This window comes from Desulfofustis glycolicus DSM 9705, assembly GCF_900130015.1.
GTDB lineage: Bacteria > Desulfobacterota > Desulfobulbia > Desulfobulbales > Desulfocapsaceae > Desulfofustis > Desulfofustis glycolicus.
In genome coordinates this window covers 1-26081 of record NZ_FQXS01000026.1, presented here as the reverse complement: position 1 = coordinate 26081, position 26081 = coordinate 1, and the positions used below count along the sequence as shown (strand labels likewise).

The 26081-nt window shown below is 55.8% G+C and carries 20 protein-coding genes and 1 pseudogene; all 21 read left to right on the top strand.

Going from position 1 to position 26081, the window contains the following annotated elements; all coding sequences use genetic code 11:
• The first annotated feature begins 3 nt into the window (after nucleotides 1–3).
• Nucleotides 4–885 (top strand): cation diffusion facilitator family transporter, encoded by an 882-nt coding sequence (locus BUC26_RS17530; protein ID WP_073378108.1) that lies wholly within the window; start codon nucleotides 4–6, stop codon nucleotides 883–885.
• Between the two features lie 2 nt (nucleotides 886–887).
• The gene (gene ltaE, locus BUC26_RS17525; protein ID WP_073378106.1) at nucleotides 888–1904 is read left to right on the top strand and encodes a low-specificity L-threonine aldolase; all 1017 of its coding nucleotides are present in this window, start codon (nucleotides 888–890) and stop codon (nucleotides 1902–1904) included.
• 642 nt (nucleotides 1905–2546) lie between these two features.
• The gene (ndhC, locus tag BUC26_RS17520) at nucleotides 2547–2906 is read left to right on the top strand and encodes an NADH-quinone oxidoreductase subunit A (RefSeq protein ID WP_073378161.1); all 360 of its coding nucleotides are present in this window, start codon (nucleotides 2547–2549) and stop codon (nucleotides 2904–2906) included.
• On the top strand, nucleotides 2897–3409 hold the full coding sequence (locus BUC26_RS17515; RefSeq protein WP_073378104.1) for an NADH-quinone oxidoreductase subunit B: 513 nt from the start codon (nucleotides 2897–2899) through the stop codon (nucleotides 3407–3409). Before ndhC ends, BUC26_RS17515 begins: the two co-directional genes overlap by 10 nt.
• 80 nt (nucleotides 3410–3489) lie before the next feature.
• Nucleotides 3490–5127 carry an NADH-quinone oxidoreductase subunit D gene (locus BUC26_RS17510; protein ID WP_073378159.1) on the top strand — a complete coding sequence of 546 codons (1638 nt, stop codon included), beginning with the start codon at nucleotides 3490–3492 and terminating at the stop codon, nucleotides 5125–5127.
• Complete coding sequence (locus BUC26_RS17505; RefSeq protein ID WP_073378102.1) at nucleotides 5124–5630, top strand: NADH-quinone oxidoreductase subunit NuoE family protein; 507 nt, start codon at nucleotides 5124–5126, stop codon at nucleotides 5628–5630. The genes BUC26_RS17510 and BUC26_RS17505 overlap by 4 nt, the downstream gene beginning before the upstream one ends.
• Nucleotides 5631–5646: 16 nt before the next feature.
• The gene (nuoF, locus tag BUC26_RS17500) at nucleotides 5647–6927 is read left to right on the top strand and encodes an NADH-quinone oxidoreductase subunit NuoF (protein WP_073378100.1); all 1281 of its coding nucleotides are present in this window, start codon (nucleotides 5647–5649) and stop codon (nucleotides 6925–6927) included.
• 8 nt (nucleotides 6928–6935) lie between these two features.
• The gene (locus BUC26_RS17495; protein ID WP_073378098.1) at nucleotides 6936–8498 is read left to right on the top strand and encodes an NADH-quinone oxidoreductase subunit G; all 1563 of its coding nucleotides are present in this window, start codon (nucleotides 6936–6938) and stop codon (nucleotides 8496–8498) included.
• The gene (locus tag BUC26_RS17490; RefSeq protein ID WP_073378096.1) at nucleotides 8485–9771 is read left to right on the top strand and encodes a complex I subunit 1/NuoH family protein; all 1287 of its coding nucleotides are present in this window, start codon (nucleotides 8485–8487) and stop codon (nucleotides 9769–9771) included. The genes BUC26_RS17495 and BUC26_RS17490 overlap by 14 nt, the downstream gene beginning before the upstream one ends.
• An 11-nt stretch (nucleotides 9772–9782) precedes the next feature.
• Nucleotides 9783–10307, top strand: a complete 525-nt coding sequence (locus tag BUC26_RS17485) for a NuoI/complex I 23 kDa subunit family protein (RefSeq protein ID WP_073378093.1) — start codon at nucleotides 9783–9785, stop codon at nucleotides 10305–10307.
• 4 nt (nucleotides 10308–10311) lie between these two features.
• Nucleotides 10312–10812, top strand: a complete 501-nt coding sequence (locus BUC26_RS17480) for an NADH-quinone oxidoreductase subunit J family protein (RefSeq protein WP_073378091.1) — start codon at nucleotides 10312–10314, stop codon at nucleotides 10810–10812.
• 4 nt (nucleotides 10813–10816) lie between these two features.
• On the top strand, nucleotides 10817–11113 hold the full coding sequence (nuoK, locus tag BUC26_RS17475) for an NADH-quinone oxidoreductase subunit NuoK (RefSeq protein WP_073378089.1): 297 nt from the start codon (nucleotides 10817–10819) through the stop codon (nucleotides 11111–11113).
• A 4-nt stretch (nucleotides 11114–11117) separates the two neighbouring features.
• Nucleotides 11118–13034 carry an NADH-quinone oxidoreductase subunit L gene (gene nuoL / locus BUC26_RS17470; RefSeq protein WP_073378087.1) on the top strand — a complete coding sequence of 639 codons (1917 nt, stop codon included), beginning with the start codon at nucleotides 11118–11120 and terminating at the stop codon, nucleotides 13032–13034.
• 10 nt (nucleotides 13035–13044) lie between these two features.
• Nucleotides 13045–14562 (top strand): complex I subunit 4 family protein, encoded by a 1518-nt coding sequence (locus BUC26_RS17465; protein ID WP_073378085.1) that lies wholly within the window; start codon nucleotides 13045–13047, stop codon nucleotides 14560–14562.
• Between the two features lie 16 nt (nucleotides 14563–14578).
• Nucleotides 14579–15991, top strand: a complete 1413-nt coding sequence (locus tag BUC26_RS17460) for an NADH-quinone oxidoreductase subunit N (RefSeq protein WP_073378084.1) — start codon at nucleotides 14579–14581, stop codon at nucleotides 15989–15991.
• A gap of 78 nt (nucleotides 15992–16069) precedes the next feature.
• Nucleotides 16070–16510, top strand: a complete 441-nt coding sequence (locus tag BUC26_RS17455; RefSeq protein WP_073378082.1) for a CBS domain-containing protein — start codon at nucleotides 16070–16072, stop codon at nucleotides 16508–16510.
• A gap of 722 nt (nucleotides 16511–17232) precedes the next feature.
• Nucleotides 17233–22194, top strand: a complete 4962-nt coding sequence (locus BUC26_RS17450; RefSeq protein WP_073378080.1) for a hypothetical protein — start codon at nucleotides 17233–17235, stop codon at nucleotides 22192–22194.
• A gap of 16 nt (nucleotides 22195–22210) precedes the next feature.
• Nucleotides 22211–22486: pseudogene (locus BUC26_RS24560) on the top strand (hypothetical protein); the annotation flags it as partial.
• Between the two features lie 24 nt (nucleotides 22487–22510).
• On the top strand, nucleotides 22511–24013 hold the full coding sequence (locus tag BUC26_RS17445) for a hypothetical protein (protein ID WP_244155891.1): 1503 nt from the start codon (nucleotides 22511–22513) through the stop codon (nucleotides 24011–24013).
• Nucleotides 24013–25005: a tetratricopeptide repeat protein gene (locus tag BUC26_RS17440; protein ID WP_073378077.1), complete on the top strand. Its 993-nt coding sequence runs from the start codon at nucleotides 24013–24015 to the stop codon at nucleotides 25003–25005. Before BUC26_RS17445 ends, BUC26_RS17440 begins: the two co-directional genes overlap by 1 nt.
• A partial coding sequence (locus BUC26_RS17435; protein ID WP_143166060.1) for a hypothetical protein occupies nucleotides 24992–26081 on the top strand: 1090 nt, incomplete at its 3' end. The genes BUC26_RS17440 and BUC26_RS17435, both read left to right, overlap by 14 nt.

Genomic DNA, 26081 nt, shown 5'->3' with positions numbered 1-26081 from the left:
GAAATGCCCTCATCAACAAGCGTTCGGCAACGGCACACCAACCTTGCCATGACCGAAGGCTGGCTGTCGATTCTCGGCAACGGCTTACTGTTCGTGTTAAAGCTCTGGGTCGGACTGGTAACCGGGTCGGTGGCACTGACCGCCGATGCCTGGCACACGCTGACCGATTCGATCAGCTCGCTGCTCGTCGTGGTCAGTGCCCTATTCAGCAGGAAACCGGCAGATAACCAGCACCCGTTCGGCCATGGCCGGGCCGACCTTATCTGTTCGGTGATGATCGGCGTGATGCTCGCCATGATCGGTCTGGAATTTGTGGTCAAGGCGATCGGCCAGTTGCAGTCGGGAATCTCCGTGTCCTACGGATTATTCGCGATAGCGGTCACTATCATTTCGATCGTTGTCAAGGAGGCGCTCGCCCAGTTTGCTTTCTGGGCCGGTCGGCGCACCGCCAACCCGATGCTGCGGGCAGACGGCTGGCATCATCGGAGCGATGCGTTGTCATCCGTCGTGGTATTAGTCGGGATTTTGTTGGGCGGCTCGTTTTGGTGGATGGATGGGGTGCTTGGGATTATCGTTGCCGTCATGATTTTCTATGCGGCCTATGATATCCTTCGGCATTCCGTCGATAGGCTGATCGGCGAGCCGCCCGATAAAGAATTGCTCGCCCGTCTTGAAGGAGTCATCAATGAGCTGCGGTCTGATATTCAGCCGCATCACTATCATCTGCACCGCTACGGCGACCATGTCGAACTGACGTTTCACGTGACCATGGCTCCCGACCTGACCCTGCGGGAAGCCCATGATCGGGTGCACGTGATTGAACAGACTCTGCGCGACAGGTTCAATATTGAAGCGACCATACATATGGATCCTGAAGGAGTGTGACTATGCGACATATCGACCTGAGAAGCGATACCGTTACCAAACCGACGCCGGCGATGCGGGAGGCCATGGCCGCAGCGGAGGTGGGCGATGACGTCTATGGCGAAGATCCGACTGTCAACGAGCTCGAAGAATTGACCGCGTCGATGCTGGCGTGCGAAGCTGGCCTGTTTGCGCCAAGCGGTACCCAGACCAATCTGCTGGCGCTGCTTTCGCATTGTCAGCGGGGCGATGAATACATTGTCGGTCAGCTGGCCCACACCTATAAATACGAAGGAGGTGGCGCTGCAGTTCTCGGGTCGATCCAACCGCAACCGCTCGATTTCGAGCAAGACGGCACCCTTGATCTGGAGCGGGTGGCCGCCGCCGTCAAGCCCGATGATTTCCATTTTGCCAAAACGAAGCTGCTCTGCCTGGAAAACACCCAGGGCGGATTGGCCCTGCCGCTTGATTACCTGGCTCGTGCCCGGGCCTGTGCCGATCGTTACGGCCTGAAGCTGCATCTTGACGGCGCGCGGATCTTCAACGCGGCCATCAAGTGTGCTGTCGAGGTCAGCGAGATCAGCCGTCATTTCGATACTGTTTCAGTATGTCTCTCGAAAGGGCTTGGTGCGCCGATCGGCTCGGTGCTGTGCGGCGATCGACAGACCATTGCCCGGGCTCGACGGTGGCGCAAGATGCTCGGCGGTGGCATGCGCCAGGCCGGTATTATCGCCGCCGCCGGCATCTTTGCCCTGCAGCACCAGTACCGCCGTTTGCAGCAGGATCACGAACATGCCCGCCTGTTGGCCGACGGATTAAGCGAGATCACGGAGTGCTCCGTTGACTACCATGCGGCACAAACCAATATGGTATTTCTTACCATTCCCCGGCAGGCGGTGGGCGAGTTGCAGTCATCTATGGCGGAGCAAGGCATTCTGCTGGCGGGCGGCCAGCGCATCCGTCTGGTAACCCACCTCGATATCGACAAGCAGGATATTACCCGGCTGGTCTCTTCTTTTCGCGACTTTTTCTCTTCATGATTGGTGGATGTGTTCTAAATGCGACAGGCGACCGGCGATTTTCGTCTTGCTATCGATTTGCCTGACATTCTTGAGGATCGCATGTGGACGCCTTGACCGCCTGGTCAGCAGCGTTGATCCGTGGACGTGTGTTGTTTCAGGCGTCGGTCGGGCAGCCGCCAGCTATCTCGTCATTTCTTGTAAGCAACTGTCTTTCAAGTACTAAATCGTCCATTATAAATTCTTCTTGACGCGTCGTTACGTATTACTGATCAGTGGTGGCGTGTGGCTCAATCAATACTCGCGGGCTGTGCGCAATGTGCAGGTGCGGCATGACGGGGAAAACCGTCATTGCCGTCGATAGTTAGATCATCACCTCGTTTCAATGAGGAAAAAAGACTCGCAAGAGATATCGAGAGCGTTGTGTTGTCGAGAGACGCAAACTCCACCTTTGATGGTTTTAAGCACAACCCGCACAAGTTATCGCTCGCACTGCACAAGGTAATTGTTGCTCGCTGGCGGCTAAGTATCCGGAAACATGGATTTGTTGTGCTTGACAGGAAAAGGGCAAGCTTGGTATCAGAGAGGAGTTCTGCATGGTGATTCGTATCGATCGTCTCCTGGCGGGAGACGACCCAGCTCAGCTGAAGACGAGGTATGTTCATGTCGACGGAAGTGATTCTCTCGGGAGCGATTTTTATTGCTCTGGCCCTGGGCATTCCAATGGTGATGGTATTGACGGTCATTTTCGGGCCCCGTTCCGGGGGGGCGGCGAAGAATGATCCCTACGAGAGCGGTATCAAACACATGGTCGGTATGGCCGACCAGAAATTCAGCGTCAAGTTCTACCTGCTCGCCATCCTCTTTTTGATTTTCGATATCGAAGCGGTATTCATGTATCCCTGGGCGGTGAGCCTGCGGGAACTCGGATTCTTGGGTTTCGCCGAGATGACGGTCTTTATCCTGCTGCTGCTCACCGGTTTGATTTACATCCTCAAGAAGGGGGTGCTCAATTGGCGTTAGGAATTGAAGCGAGTCTCGGAGACTCGATCGTTACCACCAAACTCGATGCCATTGTCAACTGGGGACGGCAATATTCCTTGTGGCCGATGGTCTTCGGGACCGCCTGCTGTGCCATCGAATTCATGAGTGCGGCGGCGAGCCAGCATGATATTTCCCGATTCGGTGCAGAAGTCGTCAGGTTTTCTCCGCGCCAGGCGGACCTGATGCTGGTCTGCGGCACCATCAGTTACAAGCAGGCCCCGATTCTGAAACGGATCTATGAACAGATGCCGGAGCCGAAATGGGTTGTCGCGATGGGTGCTTGCGCCAGCTCCGGCGGGATCTATGACAATTATTGCACCGTCCAGGGGATCGACACGGTTATCCCGGTTGATGTCTATATCTCGGGCTGTCCGCCACGACCGGAAGCGGTACTCGATGCCCTGATCAAGATCCAGGAGCAGATTCGTACCGAGAGCGTGCTCGTTGACCGACATAAAGACTTTAAAGGGATCCTTGACTGATCATGAATGAGACCTTGACAGACAAACTCGGGGTATTGTTTCCCGATAACCGGTGTCGACAGGTTCTGGACAGTATTGTCATGGACGTCGCTCCCGATACGCTTGTCCGGACCATGGAGAGGCTCAAGACCTATCCGGACCTCGGGTTTACGATGCTGCTCGACATTACCGCCGTCGATTACCTCACCTACCCGGAAGAGACGTCGACCCGGTTCAAGGTGGTCTACGTGTTGCGCAACTGGAGCCGAAACTGGCTGCTGCAGGTGGTCGTCGAGGTGGCCGACCCGGAGCGGGGATTGCCCAGCGTCAGCACCATCTGGGGGGCCGCCGATTGGGCAGAGCGCGAGGTCTACGACCAGTACGGCATCGTCTTCACCGGCCACCCGGATCTGCGGCGGATTCTCAATCACTGGCAGTTCAAGGGGCATCCGCTGCGCAAGGATTACGACATCCGCCAGGGACAGATCTGCTTTGAGACCGACAGTCTGGAGCGGGAAATCAGGGCCCGGCTGGCCACCAAAGGTGTCGATGAGAGCACCATGCGCGACATCAATACCGAGATGATGTTTCTTAACCTGGGCCCGTCCCACCCGGCCACGCACGGCGCGATCAGGATCTTTACCGCCCTGGACGGCGAGACCATCATGGCCAACGTCAACGAGATCGGCTATCTGCACCGGGGTTTTGAAAAAACGGCGGAACACCGGACCTACAATCAGGTAATCCCGCTCACCGACCGGCTCAATTACTGTTCGGCCTTGCTCAACAATATCGCCTATGTCAAGGCGGTTGAATCGTGGCTCGGACTGGAGATCACCGAGCGCGCCATGTTCATGCGGGTGGTCCTCTCCGAATTTTTCCGGATCCAGGATCATCTCGTCTGTCTGGCGGCCAATCTGGTCGACATGGGCGGTTTGACCAACTACTGGTATCTCTATAACGAGAAAGAAGCCTCCTACGATCTGATCAGCAGATTGACCGGTGCCCGGCTCACCAGTTCCTTTACCCGGATCGGCGGTATGTACCGTGATTTTTACGAGGGCTGGGAAGCGGACATGGAGCATCAGCTGGCGGCCATCGAAAAGGGGGTCGACGATTCTCTCAGTCTCGTCCTGCAAAATCGCATCGTCCACGACCGGACCCAGGGTACCTGCCTGTTGCCGGCGGAAACGGCGCTCTCTTACGGGTTCACCGGCCCGAACCTGCGGGCCAGCGGCGTGGCCTTCGACCTGCGCAAGGACAATCCGTACTACCATTACGACGCCTTCGATTTCAACGTCCCGGTCGGCAGCACCGGCGATATCTACGACCGGATTATGGTTCGCTTCGAGGAGATCTTCGAGAGCATCAAGATCATCCGCCAGGCGATGAAGATGATCCCGGACGGCGATATCTTCGTTTTCGACCATCGCTACGTTTTGCCCCCCAAAGAGCAGGTGTACAACCGCATCGAGGGGCTTGCCAACCATTTCAAGCTGATCTTTGAAGGGGTCAAGGTGTCGGCCGGTGAGTGGTACGACAGTTTCGAGGCGGCCAACGGCGAGCTTGGCTTCTACTTCGTGTCCGATGGATCGGGACGCCCTTACAAGTTGAAGGTCCGTCCGCCCTGCTTCTATGCGATGGCCGGGTTCCATACCATGGTAGAAGGGGAAATGATCGCCGATGCGGTCATCAACCTCGGAAGTATCAATATCATTGGCGGGGAGCTGGATCGATGAGCGACCGATCACAATTGCTGGCTACTGGTAAGTCATTTGCCTTCGACGCAGAAACCGATGCCGAGTTCGAACGGTTGGCGGCGCGCTACCCGATCCGGGAGTCGATGATCATGCCGGCCCTGTGGCTGGCCCAGCAGCAGCAGGGCTGGATCAGTGCCGAGACGATCGAGTACGTCGCCGAGCGGGTCGGCACCTACCCGGCCAAGGTCTTCGAGTTGGCCACGTTTTATACCATGTACCATCTGCGGCCGGTCGGCACCTACCATATCTGTGTCTGCCGAACCCTGTCCTGTTATCTTCGCGACAAGCAGGAAATCGTCGACTTCCTTGCCGATGAGGCAGGTATCAGACCGGGGCAGGTCAGCGACGACGGTCGCTTCAGCCTGGAAGAGGTGGAATGCCTGGGGCATTGCGGCAGCGCGCCGGTGGTCCAGATCAACGGCGAGTTCTACGAGGACATGAACGTCGAAAAACTCAGAGCGCTGTTGACGACACTGGCGTAGGGGAGGACGGACGACGATGGAAGTGAAGATTCTCAGCGCCCGGTTCGACATCGAAAACGCCAACCGGATCGATGTCGCCCGGCAGCACGGTGCCTACCAGACACTCGACACGTTGTTTGCCATGGAACAGGCCGACGTGATCGAAACGGTCAAGGCGAGCGGCCTGCGCGGCCGCGGTGGTGCCGGGTTTCCAACCGGCGTGAAATGGGGTTTTCTGCCGAAAGACACCGGCAAGCCGGTGTACCTGGCGGTCAACGCCGACGAGTCGGAACCGGCCACCTTCAAGGACCGCTACATCCTGGTTCGCGATCCGCACGCGCTGATCGAGGGGATCATCATCTGCAGTTACGCCATCGGCTGTCACGACAGCTATATCTATATCCGTGGCGAGTACACCAGCCAGGTCAAGATCCTTCAGCAGGCGATCGATGAGGCCTATGCAGAAGGCTATCTCGGCGACCGGGTGGCCGGGCGCAACTTTCGTCTCGACGTTACCGTCCACCGGGGAGCCGGGGCCTATGTCTGCGGCGAGGAGACGGCGCTGCTCGAGTCGATCGAGGGCAAGAAGGGACAGCCGCGCAGCAAGCCGCCGTTCCCGGCGGTCGTCGGACTGTTCGGCTGCCCGACCATTATCAACAATGTGCAGAGCATTGCCTCGCTGCCCTTTATCATCACCAACGGGGCTGACGCCTACAAGGCCTACGGTACCGAAAAGAGCTGCGGTACACACCTGTTCGGCATCTCCGGCCACGTGGAGAAGCCCGGCATGTACGAGTTGCCCTTAGGGCTGCCGCTGGCCGAGGTTATAGAGACGGTCGCCGGCGGCGTCTGGAAGGGGCGCCGGCTCAAGGGGGTGATTCCGGGCGGCAGTTCGACGCCGGTGCTGACTCCCGACGAGGTGGCGACGGTTACCCTTGATTATGAGTCGATGGCGGCGCACAAGACCATGTTCGGTTCCGGCGGCATTGTCGTGCTCGACGAGACGGTCGACATGGTCAAACTGGTCGAAAACCTGATCGCCTTTTACCACCACGAATCCTGCGGGCAATGTACGCCCTGCCGGGAAGGGCTCGGCTGGATGCTGAAGATCGTCCGCAGGCTGCTGGCCGGTGAGGGTACGGTCGCCGACATCAAGCTGCTCCGGGAACTCTGCGACAATATCGAGATGAAGACGGTCTGCGTACTGTCGGCGGCCTGTACCATGCCGGTGCGCAGCTACCTGGATAAATTCCGTGACGAATTCGAGGCGTATGCGATTGACGGCGCCCCGGAACAAACCGAGCTGCGTGAGGGATAATACGTACCATGGCTGAAATGGTGAAGCTTTTTGTCAACGGCCAGGAGGTCGAGGTCGAGGCGGGCAAGAACCTGATCGATGCCCTGCAGGTGGTCGGTATCGAAATTCCGCACTTCTGCTATCACCCGGCCCTTGGTGCCGACGGTAATTGCCGGATGTGTTTGGTCGGCATTGAAGATGGCCGGCCGCCTCTGGTGCCGGCCTGTAAGACGCCGGCCCAGCCGGGCATGAAAGTGCTGCTCGAGGACGAGAAGATCAAAAAGATCCAGCGCGATATCATGGAGCTTGAATTGATCAATCATCCCGTCGACTGCCCGGTTTGTGACCAGGCCGGCGAATGTACCCTGCAGGATTATTACATGTCGTACAGTCAGCAGGACAGCCGGATGAACGTCGAACAGGTGCACAAGGACAAACGCCTCGATTTCGGCTGCGGTGTGGTCCATGACCAGGAGCGCTGTGTCCTGTGCGCCCGGTGTGTCCGCTTTACCCGGCAGATCACTAAGACCGGAGAACTCGGTATTGTCAACCGCAGTGACCAGGCCCGGGTAACCATCTTCCCGGGACGGCCGCTGGCCAACCGATATGCGCTCAACATCGTCGATATCTGCCCGGTCGGGGCGATGACCAGCAAGGATTTCCGCTTCCGCCAACGAGTCTGGTTTCTGCAGAAAGATCCGGGCATCTGCCATGGTTGTAGCACCGGCTGCAACATCTACATCGACCATCACCGGGAAAAATACGGCGACGATGTCATTTATCGCTTCCGGGCCCGGACCAATCTGCAGGTCAACGGTTATTTCATCTGCGATGCCGGTCGGCTCAGCTACAAGACTGAAAACGAGAATCGTCAGGACCGCACCCTGGTTGACGGGGTCGAAGTCCCGCTCGAACGGGGCATCGAGGCTGCCCTGGACAAACTGAACAGGGCGCGGAAACCGCTGATGCTCGTATCGCCCGACAGCACGCTTGAGCAGCTCTGGGCGATCAAACGGATCGCCACGCTGTACGGCGCCGTCCTCTCCGGCTACAGCGACGCCTATGTGCTCGCAGGTGACGGGGACGATTATCTGATCAGCGACGACAAGGCGGCCAATCGCGCCGGGCTGCAGCTGCTCGATATCGACTCCGGCAAAGAGTCGTTTGCCGCTGCGCTGGCGGATGCCGACCTGCTCGTCAACTTCAATAACGACCTGTTTTTCTCACCCGGTAACGAGGATCTGCAGGAGGCGCTCGAGGCTACCGACCAGGTGAGCGTCTGCAGCCATGACCGGCCGGCCTTCAGCCGGGCCACGGTAATCCTGCCCTGTGCCTCCTACAGCGAATATGGCGGGTCGATCGTTAATCGCAACAACGTGTTGCAACGGTTTGCTCGGGCCGTATGCCGCGATGCCGACCCCTGTGACATCATCGAGATCACCAGGTTGCTCGGAGGGGCGATCAGCGATAACGCCCGTGCCTGGCCCGGTCTCAGACAGTCGGTGCCGGCCCTGAGCCGGATCTGGCCGGAGCGGATTCCGGTCGAGGGCGTAACCTTGAACAGCAGCGAGGAGACCCATGTCGGCGCTTGATATCATCATGATCCTTCTGCGGATCGCCTTCGGGGTACTGGTTCCGCTTTCCTTCGTCGCGGTGCTCGTCTGGATGGAGCGCCGGGGCGCCGCCTATTTCCAGGATCGATCCGGGCCGAACCGGTGCAATATCATGGGCTTCAGGGCCGGAGGGCTGGTCCAGAACCTGGCCGATGCGATCAAACTGGTCTTCAAGGAAGACGTCGTTCCGGGCCACATCAGGCACAAGTTCTACTTCATCCTCGCCCCGATGCTGGTCTTTATCACCGCGCTGCTCTGTTTTGCCGTGATCCCGTTTGCCGATGTCCTGCTCGTCGGCGGCAGCTCCTATATCATGCAGGCGATTCCGACCGATATCGGTATCCTGTGGTTTCTGGCCATCGTCGGGTTCGGTGTGTACGGCATCATCCTGGCGGGTTGGTCGTCGCATAACAAATACGGGGTGCTGGGCGGCCTGCGGGCGGCCGCCCAGGTCATCAGTTACGAGATCCCGATGGGGTTGGCCCTGGTCAGTCTGCTGGCCGTCTACGGCACCGTCAATCTGACGGAGATGGCCCAATATCAGGGGCAATTGCTGTTCGGCTTCATCCCGATGTGGGGTGTCGTGCTGCAGCCGCTCGGTGTCATCATTTTCATCGTCGCCGCTTTTGCCGAGACCAACCGGACCCCGTTCGATCTGGCAGAAGGAGAGAGCGAGATCGTCGCCGGTTTTCATGTCGAGTATTCGTCGATGAAATTCGCCCTGTTTTTCATGGGTGAGTACGTGGCGATGTTTGTTTCCAGCGCCCTGATCGTCACTCTCTATTTCGGCAGCTACCAGATTCCCTGGCTGGCGACCGACACCCTGCTCGCCTACGCCCGCCCGGTGACCGTGTTACTGATGATCGGTCTGCCGGTGATCGGCTATTTCTTCGGCCAGTGGATCAAGAAAAACAACAGCAGTCATTATCGGCGTGAACATGACCCACGGATTCGGGAAACCAAAGTCTATATCGCGCTGCTCTGGTCGCTGGTGGTGCTGCTGGAGGTGATCTGCCTCGGGTACCTGCTCTTTGCCGCGGGTGGCGGCGCCGACCGGATTCTGGTTGCCCTGCTGCAGATTGGTACCTTTCTGCTGAAGACCTTTCTGATGTGCTTTGTCTATGTCTGGGTACGGTGGACCCTGCCGCGTTTTCGCTATGATCAGTTGCAGAAGATCGGCTGGGAGAAGCTTCTGCCTCTGTCTCTGCTCAATATCTTTATCACCAGCGCCGTCATCGTCGCGTTCGGTTAGGAGGATTTGTGATGGGCGCCAAAGTCAGAGTGGTCGAGCGGAAAGGCCGGACGTTTCTCGAGCAGCTCTATCTGCTCGAGGTTTTCAAGGGAATGGCCGTTACTCTCGGTCACTTTTTCCGCAACCTGCTTGATAACTCTCGCCTCTATGTCAGACATTATCCGGAGGTCAGACCGGAGATTTCACCGCGATGGCGCGGCCGGCACCGGTTGACCCGGCACGAGGACGGCACGGTCAAATGCGTGGCCTGTTTCATGTGCCAGACCAATTGCCCATCGAACTGCATCATCATCGAGGCCGGTGAGCGCTTCGACGGCAGATCGGAGAAGATGCCCCTGCGCTTCGATATCGACCTTCTCGAATGCATCTATTGTGGATATTGCGTCGAGGCCTGCCCGATGGATGCGATCAGGATGGATACCGGCATCTTCTCGGTGACCAGCGACAATCGCGAGTCCATGGTGTTGGGGCTGGAAGAGATGCTGCGAACGCCGGGTGCGTTCGACGAAGATAGCTACCAGAAGGGGGTGCGTTGAGGACATGATTGATACCTATCTGTTTTTCGGGCTGGCCCTGCTCTCGGTGCTCGGAGCGCTCGGCCTGATTCTCTTTCGCCATCCGATGAACGGCGCCATGAGCTTCGTGGTGACGCTGATCTCGCTGGCCGGACTCTATGCGCTGCTGTCGGCCAAACTGATTTTTGCTATCCAGCTGATTGTCTATGCCGGCGCGATCATGTCGTTGATCCTGTTTATCATCATGTTTCTCAACATCCAGGAAGAAGACCTTCCGGTCGATACCGCCCGCTGGTTTTACCTGGCCGGCGGCATTGTCCTGCTGGCCCCGGTGGCCGGCCTGCTGCTCAAGATTGTCGAGAGCTTGCCGGGAGAGGCGGAACCGCTGACCGAGGCCGGTTTCGGCGGGGTCAAGCAGGTCGGCCTGGTATTGTTCCAGCAGTGGCTGTTACCGTTTGAAATCGTGTCGATCCTGCTGCTCGTCGCCCTGGTGGGGGCAGTCGTGCTGGCGGGCAAGAGGGGGTGAATCGGTGATTGAACACTATCTGTCATTGAGCGTTCTGCTGTTCTGCCTCGGCGTACTCGGTGTCATTTCCCGCCGTAACGTCTTTGTCGTCTTCATGTCCATCGAGCTGATGCTCAACGCGGCCAACCTCGGCTTTGTCGCAGTGGCGCGGCTGCACCAGAGCATGGACGGCCACGTGCTGGCCCTGATGGTTATGGCGGTGGCCGCAGCTGAGGCGGCCCTTGCCCTGGCGGTGGTTATCCTGCTGCACAAGCACAAGGGCAACCTCGATACCAATATCTTCAGCCTGCTCAAAGGGTGATCAGATGGAAGGCAACCTCTCCTCCCTCGGTTTTATTCCCCTGCTGCCGCTCGCCGGCGCGCTGGTGCTCGGTCTGATGCACCTGGCCACCTGCCGGGGCCGGCTCATCTCCGAGCGAATCTATGCACTGGTCGGCTGTATCGGCCCGATCCTTTCCTTTCTGCTGGCCGTCAACGTCTTTTTCGCATTGCAGGCCCTGCCGGCCCAAAGCAGGTTTCTCAGCCATCAGGCCTTTACCTGGTTCAGCGTCGGTGAACTGACGATCAGCATGGGCTTTCTCGCCGATCCGCTCAGCGTTTTGATGCTGCTGTTCGTCACCCTCGTTGGATCACTGATTCATGTCTATTCCATAGGTTATATGGCCGGAGATCCGGCGTTCGGCAAGTTCTTCTCCTATCTCAACCTCTTTCTCGGCAGCATGCTCATCCTGGTTCTAGGCGACGGGCCGCTGGTGATGTTCGTCGGCTGGGAGGGGGTCGGTTTGTGCTCGTACCTGCTGATCAGTTATTACAGCGAAGATCGGGGAAATGTCGTGGCCGGCAACAAGGCTTTTATCGTCAACCGCATCGGCGATTTCGGCTTCGTTCTGGGCATGTCGTTTCTCTTTTGGGGAATCGGGGCTGAGGGCTTTGACTATCTCTCCCTTAAGGCCAATGCCCACCTGCTGGCGCCGACGCTTGGAATAACCGTCTGCCTGCTTCTGTTTGTCGGCGCCACCGGCAAATCAGCCCAGATTCCTCTCTACGTCTGGCTACCCGATGCGATGGCCGGTCCGACCCCGGTCTCGGCGTTGATTCATGCGGCCACCATGGTCACCGCCGGCGTCTATATGGTGGCCCGCTTCAGTTTTCTCTACGCCCAGGTCGAGGTGGCCGGGCTGGTGGTGGCCTGGATCGGCATCATGACCGCGCTGCTTGGTGCTATTTTCGGCATGTTTCAAAACGACATCAAGAAGATCCTCGCCTACTCGACGGTCAGCCAACTCGGCTATATGTTCGCCGGTGTCGGCGTAGCCGCCTATTCCGCCGGAATTTTTCACGTCTTCACCCACGCCTTTTTCAAGGCGCTGCTCTTCCTCGGGGCCGGTTCGGTGATCCTTGCCCTCCATCATCGCCAGGACATCTGGCAGATGGGCGGGCTGAAGAACAAATTGCCGATCACCTACTGGACCATGCTGATCGGTGCCCTGGCCCTGGCCGGGTGCCCGCCTTTTTCCGGGTTTTTCAGCAAGGACGAGATCCTCTACTCGGCACTGGCCGGTGGCCATACCGGAATATGGGCGATCGGCGTACTGGTGGCCGGGATGACCGCCTACTATACGTTCCGGCTGATTTTCGTGGTCTTTCACGGCCAGCCGCGCGACCGGGAGGTCTACGACCATGCCCATGAATCGCCGAAAGTGATGACCCTGCCGCTCATCGTGCTGGCGGTGGGCGCGCTGTTTGCCGGTTTTCTCAACCTGCCGGCGATCTTCGGCGGGCACCAGCAGGTCTCGCACTGGCTCGCGCCGAGTCTGACCGAAGTCCATCCGCATGGCTCGATGGCCACCGAAGTGCTGGCCATCGGTGGGAGTGTGCTGGCCTTTGTCGTCGGTATCAGCATCGCCTACCGGCGGTTCGCCGGCGGCGCCGAGCAGCCGGTATTCACCGGTTTCAGGAAGTTTGCTTATCATAAGTTTTATGTAGACGAACTCTACGATACGGTGCTGGTCAGGCCGTATCGGTTTGTCGGCCAGGCCGTCCAGCGGGTGATCGAACCGTATGTCACGGACGGCCCGGTGCGGGCCGCTGCCTGGCTCTATCGCATGGCCGGGTTGGCGTTCAAGGTGATTCAGGTCGGTTATGTGCGGGTCTATGCCATCTACATGGTCATCGGACTCAGCGTCATGAGCCTGGTGCTCTCGCAATCGTTGAACTTCTGAAGGGTGGATCATGCTTGATAACCTGTTGTCACTGATGATTTTTCTGCCGATCGTGCTGGGAGCGGGCATCCTGCTGCTGCCGGTCGGCAGGGAGGCGGCCCGGGCGCTCGGGCTGGCCGCTTCGGTGCTGGTGGTATTGTTCGGCCTGAAGATTTTTCTCACCTTTAACGGCAGCTCCGGCCTCGAATTCGTCGAACGCTCGCCGCTTATCGAATCGCTCGGCATCTCCTATCATCTCGGCGTCGACGGCATCAGTCTGCTGGTGCTGATGGCGGCGGCGCTGCTCTTCCCGATGGTCTACCTGCTGTTTCGCACCCGGGAAAAGGGGTATTACGGCAATCTGCTCATCGTCCAGGGGGCGATGATCGGCGCCGTCTGTGCCGCCGATCTGGTGCTCTTCTACATGTTCTGGGAAGTGATGCTGCTGCCGGTCTTTTTCATGATCGGTCTCTACGGTGGGCCGAATCGGCTGAAGGCGACCGTCAAGATTACGATCTACACCATCGCCGGCTCACTGTTGATGCTTGCTGCGATCATCTACCTCGGCATGGCCCATCACCAGGCCACGGGACAGTGGAGTTTCGCGATGGACGCGCTGTCCGGCCTGTCGCTCGCGGGACCGGCCGCGACCCTGGCCTTTGTCGGCTTCATGGTCGCCTTTGCCATCAAGATTCCGCTCTTTCCGTTCCATACCTGGTTGCCCGACGCCTACACCGAGGCGCCGACGGCGACCACCTTTGTGCTGTCGGCGATTATGGCGAAGATCGGCGTCTATGGCGTGATTCGCTTTGTCGTGCCGGTCTTTGACGAGAGTTTTGCCCGCTATGCCTTGATCCTGGCCTGCTCCGGCGTGGTCGGCATGATGTATTGCGGAATCGCGGCGCTGGTGCAGAAGGATTTCAAGCGGATGCTCGCCTTTTCATCCGCCTCGCACATGGGTATCATCGCGCTTGGCATCTTCTGCATGAATGTCCAGGCGCTGACAGGCACGCTCTACCAGATCGTCGCCCATGCCACGAGTACCGGCGTGATCTTCCTGCTGCTCGGCCTGATCGAAGAGAGATCGGCGACCCGGACGATCGATGACTTCGGCGGACTGGCCTCCCGGGCGCCGATCCTGGCCGTTTTTTTCGCGGTCGCCATGCTCGCCTCGGTCGGCCTGCCCGGCACCAGCGGCTTTATCGGCGAGTTTCTGATCATCCTCGGCGCCATCAAGTTCAACGCGGTGATCGGTATTCTGGCGGCGACCACGCTGGTGATCGGTGTCTGCTATATGCTCTGGCTGTTCCAGCGGGTCTTCTTTGAAAAACCTGCCGAGAAGACGGCGACCTTTCATGATCTGACGGCCATCGAGGTATTGACCATCCTGCCAGTCATCGTGCTGATCATTGTCATGGGCATCTATCCGCAACCCTTCCTCGACAAGATCAATCCTGCGGCCGACCGGCAGATTGCCGCGCTGGCCCAGGTGGTTGCGGTGGCCGACAGCGGCGATGGGGCCGAATTGAACAACCAGGGAAAGAACTGACACCGGGAGATCTGCAATGTTTGATGTAATGGTGATTCTGCCGCTTGCGGCAACGGGTGCCGGCGCCATCCTGATCATGCTCGTAGCGGCCTTCGAGACCTTCCGGCGGGAGGGGATTTCCATCCTCGGCATGGGGTTGTTCGCCTTTGCCTTCTTCATTCAACTCACCGTGGACAACAGTGGGGATATTTACCCCTTTGCCGAAGTGTTCAACGGGATGCTCGTCGCCAACACCTTTACCAAAGTGGCCGGCCTGATCATTCTCGCCTGCGGCTTTTTTTCAGCTCTGGCCGCCCAGACCTATTTCACCCAGAACAAGGGGTTCGTTCTCGAGTTTTACTGTATGCTGCTGTTTGCCGCGTTCGGTATGCTCCTGTTGACCATGGTTGCGGAATTGATCACCCTGTTCATCGCGCTGGAGATCATGTCGCTGGCCGTTTACACCCTGGTCGGTTACGACCGGCACAGCGTGGTCAGAGCGGAGGCGGTCCTGAAATACCTGATGCTCGGCGCTTTTGCCGGTGCCTTCTACGTGATGGGCGCCGTACTGGTCTATGCCGGCACCGGCAGCACCTCCTTTGCTGCCATCGGCGCGGTCGTTGCCGACAGCGGTTATCTGAGCAACCCGGCCCTGGTCGGCGGTTCGTTTCTGATACTGTTTGCCTTCCTCTTCAAGGCCGCCGCCTTCCCATTCCATGCTTGGGTGATCGATGTCTACGACGGGGCGCCGCTGCCGGTCACCGCGTTTATGGCGACCGCCGTGAAAACGTCGATCTTTGCCGTGCTGGCCAACTTCCTGTTGATCAATCCCGAAGTTCATCAGGGCTGGGTCACCTTCCTGTTCTACCTGTCGATCCTGACCATGTTCGCCGGCAATCTTATTGCCATCGGCCAACAAAATCTGAAGCGGATGCTCGCCGCTTCCGGCATCGTGCATACCGGTTATCTGCTCATTGCATTGGTGGCGCTGGGCAGCGAGCGGTTCAGCGGTGGGGCGATTCTCTTTTACCTGGCCGCCTATGGCGTCGCGACGCTTGGCCTGTTCGTCGCGCTCTCCTATTTGAGTGGCCAGGACGAGCGGCGGGTCAGCTTCGACGATTTTCGCGGGCTGGCCAAGGTGCGGCCCTATTCGGCGGCCTGCATTGCCATCTTCCTGCTGTCGATGGCCGGTATTCCGCCGACGGCCGGGTTCATGGGGAAATTCTACATCATCGCCGGGGCCTTTCAGGCCGGTCATGCAGTCCTGGCGGTGCTCGGCATTGTCAGCAGCATCCTGTCGCTCTGGTACTACCTGCGCCTGATTATCGTCATGTATTTCCGGGAGCCGGAGCAGCGCTTCGAGGTCGCCGAACTGACGCTGGCCCCGCTCGGTACGATCGTTCTTGCCGTTTGCGTATTTGCCATCAGTTTTTACCCGGTCGTGTTGTAAGCGTCACAGAAGCATCGCCGGCAGCCGGCAACTTGCCGGCTGCCGGTCGTAACAACCAATCAAACAACAGGCATCGTTATGAAAGTAAAGGATATTCTGACCGAAAAAGGAACGCGGGTGGTAACCATCCACGAGCAGAACCTGTTGATCGATGTGGTGTCGCTCTTTTTCGCCAACCGGATCGGCTCACTCGTCGTGGTCGACAAATACGACAAGATTCTCGGTATCGTCGCGCCCAACGACGTACTCAAGGCGGTCCACCAGAAACCGGAATCCATCTCCACCGTGTCGGTCAGCGAGGTGATGACGAGAGACGTCATCGTGGCCACGCCGGAGGACGATGTCGGCGGCCTGATGAGCATCATGACCGAGAACCGCATCCGCCATATCCCGATCATCGAGGACGGCAAACTCGCCGGTCTCGTCTCCATCGGCGACGCGGTCAAGGCCCAGCTCACCGAACAAGATGTGGAGATCCGCCACCTCAAAGATTATATGCAGGATAAGTACCCCAGCTGAACAGACCCCTCCGGAGCGCGCCCTGTGCGGAGCCCCTAAGCCTGTAGGCAGGGCGCGTTCTTTCTCGTCCGTCTCTTTCATCGCTTTCTGATCAGTCGGCAAGCGATCTCGGACACGTCGAAATTACGCCGGGTATCACTACGGAGCGCTTGAACGACCGCTCCTGAACGGATTTCTTCTGCCCTCAGCACCTCCCCCCTTATTCACCAAGATGATGTCTTGCCTCAGAGAGAGAACCAATCTGTTGGAGCTTTTGGCCAGTCGTGCTTTGTGCTGAAATCGGAAATCTGAGTCACCTGTTTTGTCACTACCGAAACAGTTGAATAAGAAAAATGAAGGCTTCGCTTTGATTGCAAGGGGCAGGAATCTTCGTTAACCATCCTAACATATTGAGTAGCATCGCCGTGGAGATTCAACTTGTCGTGAATGCACTCCTTCGCATAGTACACCCCTGATCATCGAAAAAATTGTGTGAAACGACGCAAACCTTTTACTGGTAAGGGATTGTGACCAAAAGTGGTGCTAGTATCTGTTTTGACATTAAAATTTATTGTTGACACAAAAAATGCCGCGTGTTAGTGGCACTTTTGTTCGTCTGGATAATCAGCCATCATTTCCCAGGGATATGTAATATTTGGGAGACCGGCCGAAATAGTATCCTTGAGATCCTTATGCACCATTAGGGGAACAAGGACCCCTCACCACTCTTTGGAAAAGGATAGATGATAACTTCATCGCAACTTAAGAATCTCTCCGGTCTTCGTTTTCGATTGATCTCGAATGTCATCCGCAAAACGTGGAAAGATATCCGTCGGGAAGAGGGCTATCATGATCTCCTTTTTCCCGAGTCGAAAATTCTTCTTCTTGCTCTGTCAGCTATTGCCTTGCTCGTCTTCACATGCCCGTCGGCACCTGCACAGGAGGGGATCGATGTGGAGTACGTTTCCGAAGAAGACCTGCCATTATCAGCAACGCTGGTTCCAGATCCTCATGGGGTGATTCCCGCTCCAAACAATGACTTGATAACACTCTCCATCGATGAGAATAAAATCAACATGACCATCTCGGGATCAGACGCAGGGGCGGCTTCTGTTGAGCAGACCATAGCGACACCGGCAGAAGGTCGGCACTCGGCTACGTTGACAACACTTTATCCTGACCATTCCACCAAAGACTCAAAACAGCTCCTCTTCATTGTTGATACGATTCCTCCTGAAATCGTGGCATCGACCCCGCAAGTTCAAAAAATTCCGTCGAGCAACATACCGTTTTTCTTTCAGTATCTGGATACAGGGTCCGGTGTTGAGACAACCGATAACCAGGGAGTCAAGCAGGCCCGCATCAATGGCCAAGCGGTTCATGCGGCAATGACCAATCATGCCGATGGATCGGGAACTGTGGTGATTAACGCTGAAGGACAGTTAGATTCAACTTCTGAATTGTCTTTACTTCTGACCCTTCAGGATCGCGCCGGAAATGAAAAGACGATTACAAATCATTATTCAGTTGAACAACCAGAAAAAACCTGGGCTCATTGTGAGACAGCGGGGTATTTGTATAGTCTATCAAATACTCCACTTGAAATTAGAACAGACCATCTTTCTCCTGTTATTATTCGTCCCCATCGGACGTATCCTTTGACTATCCCTTTCACCACATGGATTTGGCGTTTTGGGCATCCATCTGAAAGACTTAGTCGGTTAAACGAGAATATATGGAGTCAATTCTCACTGGATAGTACAGACGGTTCGATAGTAGTGAAGAAAGTCGAGTTTGATTCGCAACAAAATAACAAGGTCATTTTCAATATCGCTACTCAGGATCAAGAGCTTGATTTTACAACCTTATCATTGACTTTCCCAAACGGTTTTCAATCAAACCTGAGTTCGGAAAACTGCCCATTCGATAGCGAATCGACCCAGCAAGATGTTGATAGTTTTTACTCAAACAACGCGGTCTTTACTTTCGGAACAATAGAGATTCCCGTCAGAATTGAACAGTCCACGGAGTTGCGGTTTCAAGTCGAACCGCTAAACAAAACTCTAGTTGCCTCGGCTGAAACAAGACCGCTTCCTGAGATCGACTTGCAAGCCTCATGGTTTGAGGTAAACGGTAAAAAATACTGGTTCGATGAAGAGGGTTTCTCGACTGCCCCCGCCATTGAGGGATTCAATCTCTATACCGTAAATATCGGTCACAAGACAGGGAAATGGCAGACCACCTATAGCGATACATTTCGGCTTATCAATAACGATAGAAACGTTTTGTATTCCAAAGAAATATTAGTGCCCTTCGATCCTCCTGAAATCGAGAATTTTATTTATAACCGAGAAAGTCGCAGTTTTTCTGCATTGATTAAAGATGAAGGAACGCCACTCAAGGATTTACGAATCTTCCTGTCGACTCCGATGCATGGTGATATTCCATTCTTTTTTGATAAATCTACCGGAAAATTGACTGCGCCGTTTCAGCTCACTGATGATATAGCAACGGTTTCTTTATCAGTTACCGACAACGCTTCACAGAATACGACCGCACACTGTGTCGTTTATGGAGAATTGGATGATACGTCCGAGGATCCCGATCAATCAGCCGTAACTTCGACTGCCACCGAGGCTCCGGAACAGGAAATCAATCCGTCAATAGGTACGCCTGCCGTATATTACAACAACCACCTGTATAAAATGTTGTATGGAACGAGTCCTGCTGAACAGATGCAAGATCACATCGACTTCATCAATAAATCAGGGCGGCGATCAACCGTTTCAAACAAATTTTGTTCCGAACCATCCGAAACCATTAGCGCCGCTTTGCTGGAAGGACCGCTGACGAGCGGCCTTCATAAGGTTTCGTATTGCACGCAAAAAACGGAATGCGTTCTTGGCGCGTTCGTCAATATGAAATTTTATACAGAGAAAGGATTGAGACACCTATTTGCGCAAATAAATAATAATATTCTCGCCAGCTTTGGTGCTGCGAACTGGGAAGAGGCAAAAGAAAAATGGCAAGAGGCGATTGCCAAAGGAGAACCTGGTTGGAATCTCTCTCAGCCGCCAGAGCCATACGTTCTAAGGGTTAACAAAAACTATTATACGGTCACTCACCCGCCGGAGTGTGAGGTGAGGTTTATGGATCTGCTTCCACCAGTAATTTTCAACGCGAGCTATAATTTCAATACCGGAAAAATTGAAGCGGATATTTATGATCACGGAGCACCTTTAGAGAATTTAAAAACGAGACTAAAGCTTGAAAGTTTGGAAATTGAGCCAGGAAATCCAGGTTACGCTGAATATCAAATTGTTCCAGAAAATCCATCTTATATTAAACTCTATGGAGGTGGGCACGACTATTTGCCCGAAACCGCTTTTAATCCTTCATCCGGCCATTTTTCAGGCACGTATGAAGATCAGGGTTTGGAACTCTTCGGACTCACCATTGAGGCACGTGATGCCGCTCAGAATCTCGGTTCAAGGACGATTGGTATCTTCCTCCCGCAAAATCCGCCTCTCGTTGCTCTCAGGCTCATTGATCGGGCTGAAAGTGGAAAGAGTCTCAAGTTGGAAGGGAATGCGATTAACGCGCAGTTTTTGGGCGAGGCGTGGGATGAAAGCCGAATCGATCCAGACAAAACGAGAGTGCGGGTAGATGATCAGCCGATCCCTTACTATGGCCGCATGCCATTTGATTGGCAAGGGCGTTCAGTGCTTGAATATCAAGTTGCCGAAGGCAGGCTGCTTGACTCAACTCATGGGATTTATCGGCTTAACTTTGGTGTTCAGGTCGATGAGGGGCCACATACCGCCCAATTCAGGGTAACCGACCATAGTGGCTACTCCGCTGAGGCTAGCCTTGATTTCTCGCTGACATTCAAGCCGGAAATTTTCAATTTCAAAGCTTCACCTTCCTCGGTCCAGGGCTATGGTGGCCCCCTGTTTACCGCTCTTATCCTTGATAAAGGTAAAAACCTGCATCCCGATGGTATCAGTTTTTTTATCGACAACCAAATTGTAGCGCAAGAAGCACTCTACTATGATCCGGATAGCGGTTATTTTTGTGTGCTTGGCCCATTACAACTAAGCCATGGCCGACATTTCGCCGTGGTCAAGGCAGTAGATACGGATGGCAACAGCGCTTTTCAGCAGATCTCTTTCTTCGCCGGGCAAAATACTACTATTCTTCCCGACACTTCCCTTGATATCTCTATCGATACCTACAATATCTGGGAAATAAGCAATCAGAATAACGACGGCCAAGCAAACCCCGGCGAAACAATCCGCCTCTTCCTGTCCTTGCAAAACAATACCGTTATCCCGGCCGAGCAATGTCAAGCATCTCTGCACGCATTCGATTCGAGAATAGGTGTCGAAACTGCACGAGTCTCGTATGGGGAACTTTCCCCGGGTGTGTCAACGATGCCGTTGCGCGGGTTTGAAATGGAGATTTCTCCAGAGATTTTTGACACCACCATCAGAGACCCATTCGAAGCGGATTTCCGATTACACCTCAGTTGCGATGAGCACCCCCCATACGAAATTCCCTTCAAATTGCCGATCTTCAAGCCGAGCGTGCCTGCAGATATTTCCTCGCAGGTGGTTGTCGAACCGGATCGTCTGCCGGCCGTCACGGATACCTCGTTGATCACGTTGAGCGGTAAGGCGAGCAGCAGTCACTCCTACGTTGAGGAAGTTACCGTATTGGTCAACGGCAGGGAGGTTCCGGTACGTAATTATGACAAACACAGCGAGCGTTTCGAAGTGGCTCTGAATCTTGATCCGGGTCCGAATACTATCGAAATGAGAGCCGTCGATGAAAGCGGTGCAAACGGGTTTGCTATTGTTTTCATTTCCTGCAACAGCGCTATTGAGGTAACGCTGGATAGACTCCCTCGCACCACTGATTCTTCGGAAATAATGATTTCCGGCAAGGCGGAAAGCAGCGCTTCGATCATCAGTGAAATTACCATGCAGGTAAATGGAATTCCGGTTGATCTCCGTTGGCACAAATCGGCCGGTACCTTTCGAGCAGAAGTCTCGTTAACGTCTGGCTTGAATACGATAGTTGTCGAGGCTTTCGACGAGGCAGGGGCTTACGGCCGGGCGCAAACGACCATACGGTTCGAAGCTGCCATTTCCGTCAAACTGGATCGTCTGCCCCCCTCAACGGAAGCCGAATCTCTTTTGGTAACCGGAAGTGCCTCAAGCACAGGCAGCGATATAACCTATATGCAGGTGCTCAGTAACGGCTCGTCATTCCCGACCAGCTATAATGCGGCCAGCAAACGGTTCTCGGCCACCATTGACCTCCAGGATGGCGGCAATGCAGTCAGAGCCGAGGCGAGGGATGAGACCGGACTGATGGGCTCCGCCTCAGCCTTTGTCAACAAGACATCTTCCTTCGTATCACCTGTCATAACAATAACATCCATTGAAAATGGCGATTATTTTCTATGCGACCCAATACCGGTGAACGGCACATTTTCTCCGGGCAGCTCATCGGTTGATACTATTTTGGTGCGCGGCCCCGTTGGTTGCTCCGACCCGGATATCAGCGGCGAAACATTCACGGCTGAATGTGACTCTATTGCTTCTCCGGAAGGAAATTATCCAATCGAGGTCGAGATACGCACTGTGGACGGTCTGATTGCGACTGATACCGTTATCATCGTTACTGGTCCCTGCTGGTAATCGGAATAATTTGAACATGACGGTGCGAATCGAATTTCTCATACACGTAGTTGCTGGCGCGACGATAGTTCTGTTTCTCATCTTCCCACAAAGCTGTGCGGCCCAGGGCTTCCTTCCTTTCAACAGCGATGCCGGCATATTCGATCCATCCCAGGGCCCTCTTGCCGTCGGCTATCAGCTTTTTCGGGATGCGAGCGAGATCGAGGTCAAAGTGATCGATTTTCGTGGTCAGGTTGCTGATCGCTTTACCTTTGTCGATCTTCGCGCGGGGGATCACCGCTTTGTTTGGGATGGCACCGATAACAACGGTGAGTTGGTGCCCGATGGCAGATATCAATTTGCCGTTAGTGTTGTTTTTACCGACGGCAGCCGGGATGCTGCTCTGATCGATGTCATGGTAGCTAAAATTGAATCTCGGCCGGGAATCCAGGTTCCTGAACCGCTGCCGGCGGTGGAATATCCACATCGACTCTATGGCTCCTTCTCAACGTTGTATCGCTATAATGATGATCAAGACCAGGATGACGGTGAAGCCCGTTTGCGGACTGGTCTGGACTATCAAGATGAGAACAACACCGTTCGGGGTGTCTTCCAGGCCATCCAGGATTATGACGGTTCTTCAGCAACCTTCAACGGAACCCAGGTGATGGCCGAAAGGCGTTGGCTTACCGGCAAGGCCAAAGGCGTGTTCCGGGACAATCTCGGTAATTTCCGGGACCCCATGCAACTCTTCAGCGATTTCAAGACAGAGCGCAACAAGCTCGGTTTCACGGTCGACCAGGGGTATGATCGCTTGAGCGGGACAGCCGTTTTCTTCTCTTCGGAAGGCGATGTCGACAGTCAAGAGCAGGGAGCGGCAGCCCGACTCAGCTACGGGGAGGAGCGATCCTGGCTGGTCGGGACAAGTTTCACCTACCGACGAGCGGTCGATGAGTATTTCAGTGACGAACGGCAGGGTTCCCACGCTGCTGCCGCCGACCTGCAATACTGGTTCTCTGAATCGTTCTCCATAGCAGCCGAAGCAGTGACGACGGATGATGAAGTACTCGGCAGCGATCAGGGGTATGTCCTGAAAGGAGAATATGACCTCGGCGCCATCAGGTTTTCGGCTGGCTATACCAACCTCGGTGAAAACTTCAAGGCAGACTTCGCAGATCCTCTGCACAACGTAGACCGCGACGCACAAGGGTTTGATGCCGGTATCGATTATTTCATGTCCCAGCCTGTTTGGGTTTTCAGTAACCTTTCAGCTACGCTGCGCTTTTTCAACCTGACCCGCCACAGCGACGACAGCACGGTTCGTGAAATCGACGGTTCTTTACGTCTGGGGGTAGGCAGTGCCGACACATTGTTTCTGAGCATCTATAACCGTGAGGACGAATTCGGCACCAATACCAATTGTATGGGGAGCCTCATTCATAGATGGGATGACAGCTGGTCAACCATGCTGCAGGCGAACTACACCGACACCGACACCAGTGATTCGCTGCGTTTCATGCTGACTACCAGTTACACCCGGGCCGAGGTGATCGGCAGGTTGTCTGTCGAATGGACCAGGAGAACCATCGACTATTCCAGGTTCTCACCCTACGACCAGGGCTACATCCGTTTCGATCTGAGCGACGATCTCTGGCATTTCCAGCTGCAAACAAAATATTCACGCAACGGCGAGGAGTCGGGCATGAATGTTTTTAGCCGGCTGGATTACAAACCGGAATTTCTGCATCGCTATCAGGCCCTCGCCTATATTTCCCTGGGTAACAGATCCTCAATAGAGACAGAAGCACAATGTGAAATCGGCTTTGAGGTACAGTTCTGATGAGAACGCTTTTCCGGCACCTTTTCCCGGCATTGCTGTGCACCGTGATCCTCTCGGGGTGCGCCGCTGTGCGAACCGAATTCTACCGCGAAGAAACCAAATTTCTCTATGAAACGGGTTGTCAGTCCTACAAACAAGGCGACTACGCCGAGGCCAACCGGTTTTTTCAGCAGGTAATCGACCTTGATCCCCAGTACGGTCCGGCACATGCTGGCCTCGGCAATCTGGCCATGATCGATGAGGACTATCAGCAGGCGTTTGTTTTCTACAAACAGGCCATCACCTGTGACCCGGAACTGGAGGATGACCTCCTGCCACTGTTGTTGTCCAGCGATACCCATCGTCAGCGTGAGCCACTGGTCAAGGCCGGGGTAAGCCTGGTCGATATCTATCGGCTGTTCATGGCAGAGGATATTGTCCGGGCTGAGAGCATGCTTGGCCGGGACCTGCCGCTGGAGCTGCTCGCCGCCGACGCCATCAGTATAACCCCGGGCCAATTGGGCGAGCTTCGTCATAGGTCGGCGGAGCTTGCGCGGCACCATACCCTCCCTTCCCGGGTCAAGTTGTTGGTCGCTTATATCCTCTTTCATGCGGAGTCGGAACACCAGCTCATCGTTGAACTGCTCTCCTCGCTGGCACAGGATGACGACGACCAGCAAAACCGCCGGGAAGCATTCATCCTGCTGGGCCGGGCCATGGAGCACATCGGCAGAAAGAACAGTGCGGTAGACGCCTACCTGGCGGCAGTGGAGGAAGGAGCATCACTCTCGGCAGTAGCGCATTATCTGGCCAGGCTCTATCGGGTGGACATTGCTTCCGTAATACCCAATCCACCAGTGCAGGTGCGCGCGGTTCCTCCCGAGCCGGACACCATTGAGCTTATCCCTATCGCCCCCGTATCCATCCCGGACCTCCGATCGCCCGGCCAAGTCGGGCAAATAGGCGGCCTGCCGGTAGTCACCCAGGAAACACAGGAAAATGATCCGGAATAAAACCTTGCCCCCCCTGCTGCGGCTCTGTCTCCTTCTTGCCGTTGTCCTATTATCTCTCAGGTCGGCCCAGGCGGGCCTTGACTTTGGTGTGCTCAAGGCCGTCCCGGCCATGGTCACCGGTATCTATCTTGAAGATAAGGAGTCGGTACCGATCATGTTCGGCGATTCCGCTACGCTGACCGCGCGGACCTATCCTGAAGGCCAGCAGGTGGAATGGGCGATCACCCCGGATGACGGATCGGAGGCACGGATTTCCTTTGTAGCGCAGGGAAACAACCAGGTCGTCATTCTGCCAACCGACCAAAGCGGCAGCGGCTGGATACGTGTTGAGGCCTCGATCACCGGCGGCGAATCGGTTGCGGCCAAGGTTTACGTCGGTTGCCAGATCTGTACCGGCGACTCGTGCAACGTGGTGGGCAGCGGCACGGTCAATATCGGTTCCATCGATATTTCCATCAACCTCGGCCAAGCCGAAGAAGGCATGCCGGCCGGCGACCTGTTCGTCAGGGCCGACAAACCGTCTCCAGAACTGTTCACCCCGGCAACAATACGTCTTTCCACCCTCAGCGAGAACGTCATCCCCGTCTATCTGGACGATACCCTCCGGCAAGTGGTCACCCCCGAAGCGTTTGTCGTCATCGAGCCCGACACCGCGTCCTCCTACGAGATCAGGTTTTATGACAAGTCGGACCAGGGCGAGCTGCAGGAGGACGGCCTCTACCAGCTCACGCTCTTTGCCGATCCGTTTGTCGTCTGGCGACTCGAAAATCCCTCCCCGGACGGCGCCGCGCCCACCGATCTGCTCGTGCAGGAATACCGGGAAGGCCTGGAGCGCCGCTACGACTATCGGTACACCGAAGCGGACAACACCTGGAGCCTGACCTCGGGCAACGGTCTGCGCCTGGAAACCCGCCTTGAATACCGGAACGGGGACGGCGACCGAGTCGAACGGACCACGGTGTCGGGTCCCGACGGCAATGTAGCCACGGTTTCCGAGAAGCTGTATCGAGAATTTCCCTGGGGCGAGGAGGTGATCGCCGAAATCAGCGATCCGGACGGTGACCGGCTGATCACCG